Raw genomic sequence first — 16,457 nt, 5'->3', positions numbered from 1 at the left:
CGTCGTTTGGAGTGTGCGTGGTATCGCGTTGTGAGGCGACCGCCTCACACCCGATAGGACTATGCCTTCCCCATCTGTCTGCATTCCAACGGGCAGGAAACTCACTGAACATTGGCTTGGGACAAAACTGGGGGCACAGAGACGCTCGCGGAGAGATCACACGTGTCCCCTTGAAACGTGGTGGCACCTTGGATCGTTGGCGTGTTAAGGCCGGAGTCGCCGTAACCAACGGAACTTTGAACCTTAAGGGCATGGAGTCGCTTGCATCCTGGGAACTTAGATATGCCATTCAAGCTCGAACTGAGGATCCCGACGGGACAAAATGGGACATGACTCCTATGCGCAAGTTAATTGAGTTGATGGTGAATAGACGTATTTCTTCCTTCATGGATTTGGAGGTCGGCATCGGCCAGGTTCGATCACTTGGAATGAACGATTCCAGAGCTGATGTCATTGCGCGCGGTATCGTAACCTATTTGCGCGTATTCTACTCCGACGTGGAATCCTCGAAAGAAGAAGGGATTCTTTACCTTGATCACTTTGGCCACAGCATTCCCGGTATGCTGGGCACTGTAGATTTGAGAATGATTCCACAGCGGTGGTTGCGAGATGCTGCATGGGACTATCTTCGCTTTCGTATAGAAGGCCCCAATCCGCCTCGTGTAAGGGCGATACTTGATACCACTCGCCGAAGCGCCATAGAGCTTGGCGCTTTCCTAGAGCAGCACAGTCAGTTTCGCGGACACCGACCAGCTGAATTGACTGCCAGTGATGCGCAAAGTTTTGTTCGGGATTATCGTCGGCGTATGCAGAAGGGGCTTCCATCGAGAGCCTTAAAAAACAGTGATGGTTCATCTGCGAGAATCACAGCCAATACCTATAGATATGTACTAAACGGCGCTAGACAGATCCTGCGACACATGGTTGACAATTTCCAAGATGAAAGCACGGGGTTATCGAGGGAGTTTGTCGTCGAGTTTCCATTCGGAACCATCAACACAGGGCCGCAGCGGCGTGCGCCTCTAAGTGACGATACCTACAGAGCCGTCTGCGATGCCGCCAACCTTGATGCTTTTGAGCAGAATTTTGATGCCTCCAAACTTGGACTTCGAGACGTTTGGGAAACGATTCTCTATACCGGTCGTCGTGCAAGCGAAATCATTCGGCTTAGATTTGACTGTTTGCAGGAGCTGCGCGGCACAAAGGTATTGAAGTTTTCGGAAACGAAGGTCGGTCTAGGGGAGACGTCGATCCCTATCCCAGAAGTCCTGTATCAGCGACTACAAGGAAGACAGGTGATCTCCCGATCACGAATTGAGGCTAGGCTTGGTCGCTCGCTGACGGCCGAGGATGAAGCGAAAGTTGCTCTCTTCCCGTCAAATGTTCGGAATCCGCACTGCCTAAAGAGTATCTCTTACGGGGGATACAGTTCCGCGTTCAGGGACTGGATAACCTCTCTCGACCTCGGGCCCGTTGTCAATCATCAAGCGCGACATACCATCGCCACGAGACTTCTCCGTGCTGGTGCCTCCACCACTCACATCAAGCATTTTCTCGGGCATGTGAGTGAGCGGATGACCGAGCACTATGTTCATATTGCTAATGAGGATTTGGAGAGGACTCTGATGCAGGTATGGGTGGATGGCCCCGGGGCAAACCATCCTGGTGCAGCTACCAAGGAACGAGTTCACCCAGCGGGTGAAGGCGGCAGCACAGTGCAGACTTCTACCTTGACGCACATAGATCTGATGAAATCTAGCAGTCCGACTGAGGGCGGACTTTGTCTGTATCAGCCTGTGGTGCGCGGTGGCGAGTGTCCTTGGAAGCTGAACTGCTCTGGCTGTAAACACTTTGTAATGACTGGGGCGGACTTAGTGTATTGGCGTCGTAAACGCGAACAATGGCTAATACTGGCCGAAGCGGCTCCTTCGGATTCAGCACGTGAGTACATGCACGAAGTGGTAGAGCCGTTGAACAGGGCACTAAAGGGTCTCGAAGTTGCATTACGAGAAAATGGCCTGCTTGAGGAGGCAAGCAATTTGGATATGCGACGTCCACAGAACTTCTTCCGTCCGATCTGGAACCATGGGTACGAGGTGGCAGAAGAGCGCCTCAGAGGGGTAGATGGTGAGCCTGTCGAACGCTCATAACGCACGCCAAGAGTTATTGAAGGTCAGGCTCGCTACTTTGAGTAGAATTATCAGCCGAGAGACCGCTCGTGGTTCGCAGGCATCGATCTCGGATCTAGCGCGAATGGCCGAGGTTTCACGTTCGTTCTTATACCAAAATGAAGAGGCTGCAGAGCTTGTTGCTAGGTATTCGAGGCAGCAGAGGCGACAGGTAGGTAGTCGTGAACGATGCCACGTGGAGAGCCATGCGGATCTTCTAACGCGAGCTAAAAACTCGGAATCTGAAGTCGCTCGTCTTCGACGAGAAATTGTTGCCCTCCGAAAGACTCTAGCCGAGCAGTTTCACCATGTCAGGGAGTTGGATATGGGACTTCCTCCCGGTGGTGTGAAGGCGTTACACGAGTTGCTTATAGAGAAGTCTGGTGAACTGGAGATGATGCAGGAAAAAGCGGAGTCAAATGAGCGACAGCTGGAGGCTGTTCGGGACTTAATGCGATTCCGGGAAAAGCGTATTTCGCAGCTTGAAGTTGAAATTCTTGACTTACGAGCCAGGAATGAGGAGCAGGCTCGTGAGCATGATCGGTAACCGAATCTAATCTCTGCGATCGTCGCAATGAGGCTCGTGGCGCGCTGAGAACGCGCCATGAGGCGGGAGCTTAAACGTAGCTACATTAGTAGCGCTGATCCACTAAAATATAATCTTCCGCCTGACGGATTCTGGCAATATCTGATACCAACGTACCTCATATGAGAAGTCAACCGCCCAAATCGAACCATGTAGGTCCGTCACAGTTGCTACCGCACGCAGAACATCGGTGCCAGAAGCTCCGGGAAAGTCATTTAGAAAGATCAGGTTGTCGTCGCCTCCCCACTGAATAGTCTTGTGAGGTACATATTTGACCTGAACCAGGCCGTCAGCACCCTTCATGGGAATCGGGCTAGAGACGGTCCAGAAGGTTGGTGAATTCGGTGCGGGCTGCGATAGAAGACCTTCAACTAGCTCCATCGTGCCACGTGCTTCGTTGCCCAAACGCTGTACCGCCGTGGGCAAACTATCCCACTGGACATCGTGCCGCAATCGAGCGCAGAAGTGTTGTTCTTCATTGAGTTTCGAACGCGATGCGTCTGAGGAATCGTTGCTGAGGTGAGGTCTCGGGTGCATCTTGAGGCACTTCCATCCTCTTAGAGACGGGACAGGACTGCGAGTTCCTAGTCGAATTCTACTAGAAAGTACAAGGTCTTGGGCTGTGATTCGGCTAGAACCTAGGTGGTCTGTATGAGTGAACCTTGGACCGAATGAACCAGATATGTCCCAACTTGGGACTGGTGCAGAGAGAGGTGACAATCGGGGTGTCACGCTGCGACTGCAGGTGACTCAATAATTGTTTCGTACTCAACAGGTGTCAAACGACCCAACCGAGCTTGCCGCCGACGTCGGTGATACGTCCGCTCAATCCACGTCACGATCGCGAGCCTCAACTGCTCTCGGCTCGCCCACCGGCGACGGTCGAGGACATTCCTCTGCAACAGAGCGAAGAAGCTCTCCATAGCCGCATTATCGCCAGCCGCGCCGACGCGGCCCATTGACCCGACGATGCCGTGGCGGGCCAATGCGCGGGTGAATTTCTTCGACCGGAATTGGCTGCCGCGATCGCTATGGACCACGCATCCGGCCACGTCACCACCGCGACGGGCCACAGCCATCTCGAGGGCATCAACGGCCAAGCGCGCCTTCATTCGGGCCCCGATGGAGTAGCCGACGATCCGCGAGGAGTAGATATCCTTGATCGCGCACATGTACAGCTTGCCCTCATCGGTGCGATGCTCAGTGATATCGGTTAGCCACAGCTGATTCGGTCCATCGGCCCGGAACTCGTGGCGGGTGCGCCCATCGGCGTCGGTAACGACACACAAGTCGTCGTGAACAGGTGGGCCGGGCTTCTTCCCATTCTTGGCCCGGGCCTTGCCGAAGACCGAGAACCAGGCGTTATCCGAGCACAGCCGCCATGCGGTGCGTACCGCCATGGGCTCGCCGGCGATCTCAGCTTCGTCGGCAAGATACCGGTACCCGAACTCGGGGTCGTCTCGGTGGGCGTCGAAGAGGGCGTTGGCCCGATACGCCTCATTCACCTCGGCTTCGGGGACAGGGGCCGCCAGCCATCGGTAGTAGGGCTGGCGGGAGAGCTTGAGAACCCGGCACGACACCGCCACGGGGATCCCGTCGGCGGCGAGCTCTCTCACGAGCGGGTAGAGCCTTTTGACGGCAGATTCGCCTGCGACAGGTAGGCGGCAGCCCTGCGCAGGACCTCGTTCTCCTGTTCGAGCAGACGGGTTCGACGTCGCAGCTCGCGCAGCTCGGCGGACTCGTCCGTGGTGTTTCCGGGCTTGTTGCCGGCATCGATGTCTGCTTGGCGGAGCCATTTCGCGATGGTGCCTTCGTGGACGCCGAAGTCCTTGGCGATCTGGGCGATCGTGGTCTTCTCGTCGCGGTTCAAGGCGACGCGGACGACGTCGTCGCGGAACTCTTTCGGATAGGGCTGTGGCATGGTGTCAATCCTTCCAGGCTTGCCTGTGAACAAGCCAGATCAGATGTCCCCAAACCCTGCATCAGTCCCCTTCGCGTGATTCTCAATGTCGCACGTCATGACGCGAACATGACTTTTGACATGCTGGTCGAGCGAAGCGGGGTTTCGCGAAATACACTTTTGAATATCTCAAGTGGGAAGTTCAACGGGGACCTAAGGACTTGGCTCAAGCTAGCACGAGCATTTGGCGTCAGTTTGGATGATCTCTTATCTCCTGTGTGGCATGACCGAGGCTAGTCTTGGCCACACTTTTGCTGCACACTTCGACCTAGGCTGAAGCGTTGCGCTGCTGTCTTTGGTGGCACGTAGTTTGGGACGACCGCACAATTGGGCCATGAGATGACATTCAGTTGCCTAGGGAAGAGACACCAAAGAACCGTCCGAGTAACTGCTTCGCTTAGCTCGTTCTGGCTCTGCCAGGGGGCAACTGTGGTTCTCGGTTCAAATCACCGCCAATAAGTGGCTAGTGCAGTATTTGTGTCACGTACCTGAGATACTGACGTCATGCCGATGTCGATTCGTAGCCTCCTAGATAGCCTCAGCTCGTCTGCTCTCGATGCACGAGACAAGGGCGACCGGTTTGAAGGTTTGATCAAGGCCTATCAATCCAATGAGCCGGAGTGGACAGCAAGGTTCGAGAATGTTTGGTTGTGGTCTGAATGGCCCAATCGTGGGAACCGCACTGACACCGGTATCGACATAGTTGCCGAACGTCGTGATGGCGAAGGTCTGGCTGCCATCCAGTGCAAGTTCTATGCTCCAGAGCAAAAGGTGTCCAAAGCTGAAATCGACAAGTTCATCGCGTCCTGCGCGGGCAGTAAGTGGACCGAGCGTTACATCTTTGATACAGCGTCAGGATGGACCGGTAACGCCGAAGAGACGCTTGAAGACGTAGCACAGCGAATTGATATCGGTGTTCTCGACGATGCGAGGATTGATTGGACCAAGTACTCATGGTCGGCACCGGACCACGTTGAGCTGGCAACAGCCCACCAACCGCGCCGTCACCGAATTGCTGCTATCAATGATGTTCGCAAAGGTCTGCCGGACAATGATCGAGGTAAGTTGATCATGGCCTGCGGCACAGGTAAGACTTTCACCTCGCTAAAGATTGCCGAGGATCAAGTCGGTAAGGGCGGCACAGTCTTGTTCTTAGTGCCCCCGATCCAACTACTTTCTCAAACGTTACGCGAGTGGATGGCTCAGGCGAAGGTCGGCATCGTCAACGACGCTAACGGTTGGGCGCGCGAGGTAGGGGATCCGCGTTACGTTTTTGATCTTCTTGCCCGGATCGTCACGTTGTCCTTGGAGACTATGAGGATTGTCGATGCGCTGCCGTCGTTGAACATAATTTCCGCGAGTAGTTCCGGGGACTGATATTGGATGATCTTTCATTACGCGTTTTTGAACGTCGATACATCGGCATGGGAATATGGGTCTGTACCAGATTGGATTTCGGCTGTATCGACGTTCCTCGCGTTTTGTGCAGCTGCTTTCGCAGCTACATACGCGTTCCAGCAGATGAAGTCTGCTCAGGATCAAGTGGATGCGCTTGAGTCTGAAGCAACCGAGCGCGGCCGGGAGAAACGACGCGAACAAGCTTCGCAAATTTCGGCGTGGCTAACGAAGGACGTCTTGGATTCGTTCGAGGTGCGGGTGTTCAACGCCAGTAATCAACCTGTTTATAATGCGGTGCTTAGTTTCATCGCACCGAATAATCAGAACGACATTATCGGCGGAACGTTGCCGCCCATGGGTTCCCCCGAACGTCATTCTGGAATGAGTGCATTTATCAACTCACAGCGTGCCGAGGTGAAGAGCATAGATTTGTCTTGGAATCTGCCCAACCAGGATGGGGTCGTCAAGTCTCTAGAGCAGAACGACGACGGGAGCTCAGAGTGGGTAGAAGGGGGATGGCGAGCCGGACCGATAGGCATTGGGATCACGTTCACTGACACTAATGGGCTTCGGTGGGAGCGAACAATCGATGGCCAACTTAGTGAAAAGCCCGGTGACTATAAGGTCTCCTCGAGCTACGTCATAGGTTGAGTTGGTATTTGGGAGTCAGGGGTGAAGTCTCTAGTCGGCCCTTGAACTGGCTTTGCTTTATCGTATTCGAAGAAGTGGATGATTCTCGAAACGGGAAGAGCAGTGAAGTATTGAGTTGATTTACTAAGCGTTAGGACATCACGATGTGGCAAGAGACTGGCGTCGAATCGAATGATTCGGGGAAAGTTGCCGTTTTGCTCGGAGCAGGTGCATCTGTAGATGCAGGTTTACCCGTAACTTCGCAACTTGCTTCTCAGATATTGGCAAGGGCGAACTCGGGGAGCGACCCTTGGGAACTTAGCGAGTGGACGAGAGTCTTAAATGCAGTCTATGGCGCCATGGCTGGTTACCAGGGTTTACGCGGACGCGATCCGCAGCTTGCTGTGAACATTGAGACCCTTATATCTTCATTGCGTCTGCTTCAAGTACGTGACGATCACGAGGTTGCGCCGTTTGTTGGAAATTGGTTAACAGCGTTTAACGAGTTCAAGGGATCGCGATTTAAACTTCGAGAAACTAAGCAATTGGTGGCTTCAATCGCCGAAGCGTTAGATAGGTTTTCTATTGCCACCCATCGGTCAATTAGTGATTCGATCGCGCAGATCGCTGCTTCGGAACTAAAGCCCGACCTTCGAGATTCTTTTCGGGGTGCTGAACGATTTGTTTTGCGTGAGCTAGCTAAGATACTTTACGAGCACGGCAACGTTGAGTATCTGGAACCGATCATCGATCTGGCTCGATCACAGACCGGTGGGCTTGACGTAATTACTCTGAATTACGATCTCACAGTAGAGGCTGCTGCTCTCGATAAGATCAAGGTGAATCGCGGTATCGATACCTGGACTCCCGGCGAGGAGTTGAGTTTTCCTGCCGAGGACCGAGTTCTAAATTTGTTGAAACTGCATGGGTCTTTGGACTGGCGTGAGATAGAGCAAGTTGCGGGTTCGTATTTGACTACGATGCCGAAAGCGCTGAACGTCGTATCATCACAGGATCTTGAAAACGAATCGAGGTCCTTGCCCTGGATTGTAGTCGGAGACCGTGACAAACTAGGTACCGATGGGCCGACTCTTGAGCTGAACTATGCTGCTCGCGTTGCATTGCGCAGGTCGAACCACCTCGTGGTCGTCGGGTATTCATTCGGCGATTCCCATATCAATGCTTTGCTTCGTGACTGGATCGCTGGCGATTCTAGACGAACGATGAATGTTCTGGACGTTAGCTTTGAACCGTTTATGTATGAGCCGGTTGGAAAAGAAGGTTCTCAACGCTTTCTGCCTGAACTGATCGGGAAGCATGCACGGCATCAGGATTCCGACGGTACCGCGCTACATCCTCGAGTTCACTTAGTTGAAGGTAGGGCATCTGATCAGCTGGGGGTTGCTCTTGAGGCTCGCCCGGTGTGTGATCCTGAGCCGTTGGTGACGGTGGTTGGTGTACGGGGAGAAGGGTCCACGCAACTGGAATTGACTTGGCACGGTCCTAAGTTGCATGGTGCTGAAGTGCATGGCGAGACAGTAGCCGTGAACGCGGACGGATCAATTCAAAGGGTCGGACTGTCTTCCCCGCAGCACAGATTTAAGCATCCATTGCAGCAGACTATGCCGACTGCAGTCTTATCCTTTCCTGTTTGGGAATCCAATACTGTGAAAACGGTATATTTCGACCACGTCTTTGGTCCTGTTATCAATTTGAGGATTGTTGGTTCGTCAGTGTTTGGCGGTTATAACTGTTTGATTTCCTCTGAATCATGAACAACTTTGCGAGACATAGTGGATAATTTGATTATCTGCTGATGTTTCGGGGTTTCAGCAACTTTGGATTCGAACCGTTTGTTCCTTCGCCTCCCTCCCCCGGCTGGGGATGACTCGTGAGTACCGCTATGGGATACAGTGATGACGATTGGGGCGCCTCCGGGCTGGCGCATCACTCGGATCGCGGGGTGCAATTCCGGTCGATTCGCTGTGGCGAGACCCTGGCGGAGTCAGAGGTCGTGGCAACTGTGGGGTCGCCTGGGGACTCGTATGACAACGCAATGGCGGAGGCGCTGAACTCGGTCTACAAGGCCGAGCTTATCGACCGGAAGGTGTGGTCGGGGTTGATTGAGGTGATGGCGGAGACGTCGAAGTGGGTGGCTTGGTACAACCAGACCCGACTGCACTCTGGGATCGGGTACCGACCACCGTTCGAGGTCCATTCCGAATGGATCAACCAGTCCACGACAGAACTGGCGGCTGCTTAGGAAACCAAGAAAAGGAGCCGCTACGAAACCCGGGGCTTGACATTCTCGTTTCCGACCAATGAAGAGTTGATTAGTATATGGTTTTAATTTCCAAGAACTCGTTAACTGCGTAGGCTCCGCCTTCCCTGCCGTACCCTGACTTCTTGAATCCTCCAAACGGGAGGTCGGGGGTCGGGATTGCACCGTTGATGGCAACTTGGCCCGTACGGATCTTTCGGGCGATGGCGATACCCTCATCGCGTGTCTTGGCCCACACTCCACCGCCCAGTCCGTACTCGGAGTCGTTTGCAATTTCGATCGCTTCGTCAACGGTGTCATAGGGAAGTATGGCAAGCACCGGGCCGAACACCTCTTCTTGAGCGAGGGGCATGTCGGTTGTTACCGAGCTGAAGACGGTCGGGCGGACGAAGTACCCGCGGCCGAGGTTGGCTGGCGAGTCCGCACCACCGACGATCAGCTGTGCACCGGATTCTTCTGCTCGAATGATATGGTCACGGACGCGAGCCAGCTGAGCAGCTGAGACAACGGGTCCGACGTCGACCGAAGGGTCCGCGGGATCGCCGACAGTGAGTTTCTGCGCCACTGCCTTCGTTGTTGATTCGGCTGCTTCGAGTTGCGACCGCGGCACTAGGAGTCGGGTCTGGGCAACACATTTCTGCCCTGAATTCAGGTAACAATCGAGGAGCGTTGCTCGGGCGGCTTGTTCGATGTCGGCTCCGGGAAGTACAACACCGGCAGATTTGCCTCCGAGTTCTAGCGTTACCCGTTTCACATCAGCTGCGGCAAGTGCGGCGATCCTGGTTCCTGCGCGAGTTGATCCGGTGAATGACACGGCGTTGACACCCGGGTGGCACACGAGATGCTCTCCAATCTCGGGCCCATACCCGGTGGCGATGTTGAGAACTCCCGCCGGCAACCCGACCTCGGAGGCGATCTCGGCCAAAGAGAATAGGCTGAGAGGCGCTACTTCGGATGGTTTGAGTACAACGGTGCATCCGGCGGCCAGTGCCGGAGCAACTTTTGCTGCCGACTGCATGAGCGGGAAGTTCCAGGGAGTGATTGCCGCGACGACCCCGACAGGTTCCCGCCTGACAATGGCCGAATCTCCATACGCGGATTCGAATTCGATGTCTGAGAGAGCATTTGCCGCGTCCCTGAAATATTGGATGGTCCAACCGACTTGCACATCTTGAGCAAACTTGGTGGGCACTCCGACATCTTCGGTCAGGACTGCGGCGATGCCGTCAACGTTCTGCTCAATTGCGTCGGCGATCGCGTGCAGATACTGGGCTCGCTTTTTCGGTTCTGTTGACGACCAGCTTGGCAGTGCCCGCTGCGCAGCGTCGACTGCGCGGTCGATGTCATCTTTGGAGGCCAGGGCGACTTCAGCGATTGCCTCCTCCGTGGTGGGATTGAGCACCGGAAGGCGCTCGTGAGCTGAACCGGCAGGAACCCAGTCTCCGTTGATGTAGAAGCGGTCGAAACTGCTCATTGTTTTCCTTTCTCGAATTGAACTCGTTCTGAGGTCAGTTGACGTCTGTTGCAGGGGCGGAAGGTTCAGGGCTGACCTTGGTGGACTTCTCTTCTTCGCCGCTGTTGGACTCGGCGGGCGACGGCCACTCGGCGGTGGTGTTGGCACCGAGTTCGGGTGCTTTTCGAGTAAAGCCACGCGTGAGGACGGCGAGATAGATCAGACCCAGTAGAAGCCACGAGCCGCCTACCAGCTTCGCGAGATTGTCGAGATTGACGAGAAGGTAGAGGTCGACGATTGCACCGATGGCCGGGAGCACAATGTAGAGGAAGCGGTTTAGCCTCTCGGCGCGGTGGCGGACGTAGTAGGCGATTACCGCGACATTGACCATCGTGAATCCGACGAAAGCTCCGAAGTTGATGAACGAAGTGGAAGTCTGGAGCGAGAGGAAGACCGCGCCGAGTCCGATGACGCCGCAGAGAATGATATTGAGGCTGGGCGTGCGGAACTTTCTGGAGACGTAGCCGAAGAACGATCGTGGGAAGATGCCGTCTCGACCCATAGCGAACAGGAGCCGGGCCGAACTTGCCTGTGCGGCGATTCCGGCATTGAACTGCTGGGCGACAAGGGCAGCGAGGAAGAATGCTGCGAAGACTTGTCCGCCGATCGTCAGTGCGATCTGAGATCCGGCCGCTTCAGCATTCTCTAGCTGGCCTCCAGGGAGGATGAGGGCCATCAGGAATGCCATGACGACGAAGATGGCTCCGCCGACGAGTGCTACGAGCACGATTCCGCGCGGAATGTTCTTGGCGGCGTCTTTTGTCTCTTCGGAAAGTGTCGTGACGGCGTCGTAGCCGAGGAACACATACGCTGCGACGGCGGCACCGCTAGCAATCGGACCGAGCTCCTGCTGGACACCGATGAACGGCTCTGGATCGATCAGCCGACTGGCGCCGCCGTCGTTGATGATGCTGGTCAGAGAGAGAATGAAGTAGAGCGCCAGGATGACGACTTGAAAACTGATGACGATCATGTTGGCACGGTCGGCCACTTTGATCCCGACGAGATTGATCGCTGTGGTGACGGCAACGAAGATGAGTAGCCAGACGGCCTTAGGTATTTCTGGGAACTGAGCGTAGAGGTACTCCGCTCCAACCAGCCAGATGACGAGCGGGATGAAAACATAGTCCAGGAGGAGACACCATCCGACCATGAAGCCCGATTTCGGGCCGATGGTCTTGCGGACGTAGGTGTAACCAGAGCCGGACATCGGGTAGTGGCGGGCCATACGTGCATAGCTGAGTGCTGTGAAGAGGATGGCCACGGTTGCGATGAACATGGACCCTGCCGCGGCGCCTTGGCTGGCGTTAGCGATGATCCCGAACATCCCGATGATGATTAGGGGACCCATGTAGGCGAGGCCGAAGAGGACGATTGACGCTACGCCCAATGTCTTTTCCAGTTCGACGTTTCGTTGACCAGTCATGGAAACACGTCCTTGTGTTGTGAGGCAGCGACTGCCGAGCGAATGGTTCAGTGAGTTCAGAATAGTGCGGCGCGAACGACTATTCAATAGTCGTTACTATTAATGTTTAAACTCACGCGGATGTTCTCGCACCACTATTCTCGGTGGCAATGTTGTGCCTGCGCGGTCAGTGGGTCAGAAGGAGCACAGTTCCCACGAGCATTGCACTCTCAGCGCAGGAATCCGAACTCTGGATTTTGGATCTCGCGTGGTCTTGCCAGCGGCGGCAATGGAGGCGGAATTGGTGGCGATGACTCGGCCGCTGGGGGAGATGAGCGCGGTTTCAGGATCAAACGTGTGAATCGTGCTCAGCAGGATGCGTTCGAAACTGGGCAGAGACAGATCCGCAGCCACCACGCTTGTGCTGTCGTTCCAGCTGTCCACGGGCAGGGCGGCGGTGATGATCCGTGAGTCGGTTCCGCCGAAGTCCATATAGGGGCCCGAGATATAGGCCTCTCGTGTCGCTCGTGGCTGCTGGTACCAAGGCATTTCTGTGTAGTTGTAGAAGTCAACGGACGACGGATTGAGACTGTGACGAGTGAATCGAAGACCGGAGGCCGAGACATGCCAGGATTGCATCCATGCCGAGGTGTTCGACAGCGCCCCAGGCGAGACCGCAACGCCTGCCCCAGTGAGAAGGCCATCGTGGTCCCCAATGATGTCAGCGACACTCGGTTCGAGCACCGCAAGATCTTCGTGTCTGACCCGAGGCGCATCGAAGATGGGTAGCGCAGCGTCGCGGAGCGCTTCCAGCGACGCGAACACTGAGTCGACTCGCTCGGCGATGGTGTCTGCTGTGTCGGCGAGAAATTTATGATTCCGCTCTGATCTCACAATTCTTTCTCCGTCATCAGGAGGCGTAGGTGATGTTCGATCGCATACACCTGTTCCTTCTCGATGTGTTTGGTGGTAAGTGACTCGGCTTCCTCATGATTGCCCGAGGCGATTGCATCAATAATGCTGTTGTGTTCGTCGTAGGCGGTGGATTTGCGCTCGGCGATCTGTTTTTCCCACCAAGTCATCGGGGCGAGTTCTGACTGCACCCGCACGAGTAGCGAAGTCAGCTGCGGCGACTGCGCGAGGACGCCGAGCTCGATGTGGAATCGACTGTCTGCCCGCCGTAGGCCCGCATTGGTTGTCTCCTTGAGGAAATGTTCGTTCCATGCTCGCATTCCGGCCACTTCGCTCGCGTCCGTGCGCATCGCGCCGAGTCGTGCCGCTGCGCGGCCCGCGCTGGCCGCCAGATCGAAAAGATCGCGAAGCCCGTCCGTGTCGATCTGCTGCAACCGCAGTTCGGTGTTCTCGTTCTGGTCGATGACCTGGCCGCTGATATAGCTCCCGCCGCCTCGTCCGCGCCGGGTTGCGACCAGGCCTCTCTGGCGCAGCATGTGCAAACCATGGCGGAGGGTCAGCGGAGAGACTCCAAGATGTTCGGCCAGATCGGACTCGGGAGGAAGACGGTCTCCGCGGCTGAGGATGCCTATGCTGAGTGCGGCTTCGAAGCGATGCATAATTTGTTCTGCAAGACTCATGGAATCGTCAGGAAAGTTGGTCCCGACCTGCAACATCATGTCGAGAGATCGGGGAGAGACCATGTTCGGCGCGCCTGTGTTGTCTTCACCCATGGTGTCAGCATATCCAGCGTCAGTGAAGTTTGACCGTAGTCCCGAACCGAGGCTCATTCTTTTCCTGTTCTGCGTGGTCACCACACCCCGAGGAACGGGATGAGCATGCTCGCGAGCATGGCGGCCATCGCTGCCGATTCGACGGCTGACCAGAACTGGTGCTGACGCGCTGAAGCGATCGCTTGAATGGTTGAAATTGTTGCAAGCAGCCACGCAACCGTGAGGATCGGTGCAAGTCCAGGCCCGGCATGATGTGCATGCCCGGTGGCAGTGTGAATATTGCTGTCGCCGTGAGAATGGACGAGCACCAGCCAAGCCATCGTGACGTAGGTCGGAATCATGACAAGCAGCCGGCGACGCTCCTGGCGAGCGTCGGGGGAGTGTGGTGTCGCCTCAGGATGAGTCTTCGCAATCGGGTTCGTGATGCGAACCGCGCGCAGCTCCGAAATGATGACAAAGGAAGCAACGAGAAGCAGACCTGACCACACTGCCGGTGGTATCTGGTGCCAGAGAACAGTATCGAACATCGACACGAACATTATTAGAGACGGAACTATCGCTCGCAGATTTCGGGCCGTGACTGCCCCCGCGAGGCAGGCACCAGATGACGCCACCATTGTTCCCTCAAGGAGCGTAGTCATGGTCGACGGCCAGGAATCGGTCCGGGTGCTAGTCGTTGGAGCAGCACGACTGTTCCGCGGAGTCGTCCGACCTCCGTGACTCAACGGTCGAGGGAAGGTCCATCGTTGGATTTTCATCGAGGAAGCCGTGCGGTTTGAACCAGAATCCGGAGTAGTCAACAGGCATCACCGGCCAATCCTCAGTGCGAGGAATGTGGGTGAAGCCGAAATTGTGCCAGAGTACGATGTCTTCTTTATCGAGACTGCGATCGGCTTTGGTCCAGGACGGCAGGCCAGCCCATCCCTCATGCTGATTCGGATAGTCTCCGGCGGGATACAGCTCGTCTTCTGCGTATTGAGTGACCCACAGGTGTTTGGTTGCGAAGTTGCCTCGCGCGAACACTGTGGAATCCGGCTGTGCCAGAAGAGTGGCTTTGCCCTCTGGATGCAGCCAATAGGCAGTGGGTTTGCCGACGTGGTTGGTCCTGTGGGAACTGCGAACCTCCCACACCCGGTTCACTTCATTCTTGGCGTTCTTCTGCGCTTCTGACTCCGAAGTCAGTTGGAGTTCGTTCCAGGTGAACGCATTTCCAAAGGGGTTGTCCTCTCCCGTGGGAATGGGTTGCAGATCGATCTGATGAACGGTGTTGTCTTCACCGTCGATGGCGGCATCGAGTCGCGCGCTGAAGATGTGCTGGTGGATTGGGGTGAATATTCCTGGTGACAGTTCGGTTCCGTGAGGATCCTTGGTGCCGGGATAGTTCGCGCCTGCGAACACGATGCCGGTTGCTTTCGCTTCGAACTGGATCGAACCGTCGAGGTAGAAGTACCAGAAGAAGCCGTAGTCGTAGTTGCCTACGGTCGCGAAGTAGCTGACTACGAGCCGGCGGCTGCGACGGACTTCGCTTCTGCCTCGGTGGTCGGTGTGGCGCCATTGCACGCCGTAGTCCTCTTCGTGCATGCAGACGGCCTGCGGAATCTTCTGAGGGGAGCAGTTCCCGTCGGCGACAAATGCATCGAAGTAGTGAATAACGCCCAAGCAGTCGCAGCCCAGCTCAAGAGAATTCGCGTTCTGTCCCAGCAGGTATTCCCCGGCGTCGAAGTAGCTGATCCAGTAGCGGGTATGGTGCGTGTCACCGTAGGGAACGATCATTTCTGGAATGCTGGCTCGAGTGAGGACGGGGCGCTGCTCGCCCTGATCTGCAAAGCTGACGAGGTTGAGAACAAGTCCCTCCTTGGCGTTGAACCCTACTCGGAAGTTCCAGTCCTCCCATGAAACTTCGTTGCCATTCACAGAGAAGCTGGGCCCCTCCGGCTGGGAGATCTCAATCGGTTTGAGAGACGTCCGTGCGGGACCTTGAGCGTCGAGCCCATAGTTGCCGTGTTTCATTGGAACCGGAACATCGCCCCTGTCTTCGACACTGACAACTCGCTGTTCGGTCAGATTGACCAGGGCAAGCAGGCCTTCGACAGGGTGTGCCCAGGGGTTGTCCCCTGGGTTCGGAATTAAATAGGTCAGCGATCGCACTACACGATGCCCGACTTCGTCGTCGCGTCCGGGAAAATAGCCCGGCGCCAATGGCGTGCAGTAGCACGTGTCGATGTGGTCTTCGAGGCCGCGGCGCTTCATCGCCTGTTGCCATTCGGGAGATGACTTGACGATGTCGTCTATGCCCGTATATTCCTCTTCGAGAATTTGCGGTTGTCCGTAGGGGGCTTCGCCGGTTTTCAGCGGGGTGATCAGGTCGACCTGGGAGGTGGCCAAATTGATGGTGACCTCGTGAGCTTCTCCACTGCTGCGGTTGAGAAGCGTGACGAGTGCGCGGCGCTCCATCGGCTGTCCGACCTGCCACTGCGCGACCAGTGCTTTCGGGGGGTCTTTGGGTAACAATGACGCTACGCGCACCTCCCTGCCCAGGTGGCCTGCCTCCTCGAGGACTGCGCGCACCTGATCGATCTCTGTCGCGGTCAAAGGGTCGAGAGGATGGGTAACTTCAAGAGGGGTGCTGATGCGCTTCCCGTGGGTATGTGTTGCGTCGGGGACTGTTTTCATGGTGTTTCCTCACTTCTTTGTGCATGGCCGCAGTCACGCGGGGTTGGTACTACCGTAAACCACCAAACAGCCTTAAGCAATAATAGTTACTGTTAATGTTTAAATGTGGATCGCCGTCTGGCGGGTGGAAGGTCGGCCCACATTCGTTGCGAATGTGG

Annotated in this window: 14 protein-coding genes and 1 pseudogene; 8 read left to right on the top strand and 7 right to left on the bottom strand. The window is 55.8% G+C overall.

The annotated features are described in order from the left end of the window. The first annotated feature begins 251 nt into the window (after positions 1-251). From GUY30_RS11245 to GUY30_RS11240, 3 genes and pseudogenes are all read left to right on the top strand, one after another. Positions 252-2,150 carry a tyrosine-type recombinase/integrase gene (locus GUY30_RS11245; RefSeq protein WP_167197454.1) on the top strand — a complete coding sequence of 633 codons (1,899 nt, stop codon included), beginning with the start codon at positions 252-254 and terminating at the stop codon, positions 2,148-2,150. Further along, positions 2,125-2,451 (top strand): annotated as a pseudogene (locus GUY30_RS18200) (DUF6262 family protein); the annotation flags it as partial. The gene GUY30_RS11245 and the pseudogene GUY30_RS18200, both read left to right, overlap by 26 nt. Positions 2,452-2,493: 42 nt before the next feature. Further along, positions 2,494-2,715 carry a hypothetical protein gene (locus GUY30_RS11240; protein ID WP_167197451.1) on the top strand — a complete coding sequence of 74 codons (222 nt, stop codon included), beginning with the start codon at positions 2,494-2,496 and terminating at the stop codon, positions 2,713-2,715. A 767-nt stretch (positions 2,716-3,482) separates the two neighbouring features. On the opposite strand, the gene GUY30_RS11235 is transcribed toward GUY30_RS11240, so the two are convergent. Beyond that, positions 3,483-4,675 (bottom strand): IS3 family transposase gene (locus tag GUY30_RS11235; RefSeq protein WP_228281248.1). Its coding sequence is split into 2 segments (ribosomal slippage): positions 3,483-4,388 and positions 4,391-4,675, totalling 1,191 coding nucleotides; the frame shifts between segments, so codons are not numbered across the junction. On the opposite strand from GUY30_RS11235, the gene GUY30_RS18110 reads away from it, so the two are divergent. The 5 genes from GUY30_RS18110 (at position 4,568) to GUY30_RS17935 (ending at position 9,005) form a co-directional block, all read left to right on the top strand. Continuing rightward, a complete protein-coding gene (locus GUY30_RS18110) occupies positions 4,568-4,951 on the top strand; it encodes a helix-turn-helix transcriptional regulator (protein ID WP_323127751.1) in 384 nt (127 codons plus the stop codon). The genes GUY30_RS11235 and GUY30_RS18110 overlap by 108 nt on opposite strands. Before the next feature lie 267 nt (positions 4,952-5,218). After that, entirely contained in the window at positions 5,219-6,091 is an 873-nt protein-coding gene (locus GUY30_RS11225) for a restriction endonuclease (protein WP_167197445.1), read from the top strand. A 6-nt stretch (positions 6,092-6,097) separates the two neighbouring features. Then, positions 6,098-6,763, top strand: a complete 666-nt coding sequence (locus GUY30_RS11220) for a hypothetical protein (protein WP_167197442.1) — start codon at positions 6,098-6,100, stop codon at positions 6,761-6,763. Positions 6,764-6,906: 143 nt separating this feature from the next. Further along, on the top strand, positions 6,907-8,517 hold the full coding sequence (locus GUY30_RS11215) for an SIR2 family protein (RefSeq protein WP_167197439.1): 1,611 nt from the start codon (positions 6,907-6,909) through the stop codon (positions 8,515-8,517). 128 nt (positions 8,518-8,645) lie between these two features. Continuing rightward, complete coding sequence (locus GUY30_RS17935) at positions 8,646-9,005, top strand: integrase core domain-containing protein (RefSeq protein WP_407645277.1); 360 nt, start codon at positions 8,646-8,648, stop codon at positions 9,003-9,005. Positions 9,006-9,075: 70 nt separating this feature from the next. On the opposite strand, the gene GUY30_RS11205 is transcribed toward GUY30_RS17935, so the two are convergent. From GUY30_RS11205 to GUY30_RS11180, 6 genes are all read right to left on the bottom strand, one after another. Beyond that, positions 9,076-10,497: an aldehyde dehydrogenase family protein gene (locus GUY30_RS11205; RefSeq protein ID WP_167197433.1), complete on the bottom strand. Its 1,422-nt coding sequence runs from the start codon at positions 10,495-10,497 to the stop codon at positions 9,076-9,078. Between the two features lie 34 nt (positions 10,498-10,531). After that, complete coding sequence (locus tag GUY30_RS11200; protein ID WP_167197430.1) at positions 10,532-11,962, bottom strand: APC family permease; 1,431 nt, start codon at positions 11,960-11,962, stop codon at positions 10,532-10,534. Between the two features lie 174 nt (positions 11,963-12,136). Further along, entirely contained in the window at positions 12,137-12,835 is a 699-nt protein-coding gene (locus GUY30_RS11195; protein ID WP_167197428.1) for a cache domain-containing protein, read from the bottom strand. Then, positions 12,832-13,626: a FadR/GntR family transcriptional regulator gene (locus GUY30_RS11190; RefSeq protein WP_167197425.1), complete on the bottom strand. Its 795-nt coding sequence runs from the start codon at positions 13,624-13,626 to the stop codon at positions 12,832-12,834. Before GUY30_RS11190 ends, GUY30_RS11195 begins: the two co-directional genes overlap by 4 nt. A gap of 77 nt (positions 13,627-13,703) precedes the next feature. Beyond that, positions 13,704-14,159 (bottom strand): hypothetical protein, encoded by a 456-nt coding sequence (locus GUY30_RS11185; protein WP_167197422.1) that lies wholly within the window; start codon positions 14,157-14,159, stop codon positions 13,704-13,706. Between the two features lie 136 nt (positions 14,160-14,295). Beyond that, on the bottom strand, positions 14,296-16,299 hold the full coding sequence (locus tag GUY30_RS11180; protein ID WP_167197419.1) for a primary-amine oxidase: 2,004 nt from the start codon (positions 16,297-16,299) through the stop codon (positions 14,296-14,298). Positions 16,300-16,457: the final 158 nt, after the last annotated feature.

Origin of the sequence: Brevibacterium pigmentatum (assembly GCF_011617465.1) — a bacterium.
Taxonomy (GTDB): Bacteria; Actinomycetota; Actinomycetes; order Actinomycetales; family Brevibacteriaceae; genus Brevibacterium; species Brevibacterium pigmentatum.
The sequence above is the reverse complement of the archived record's forward strand: the minus strand, read 5'-3'. Positions and strand labels throughout refer to the sequence as shown.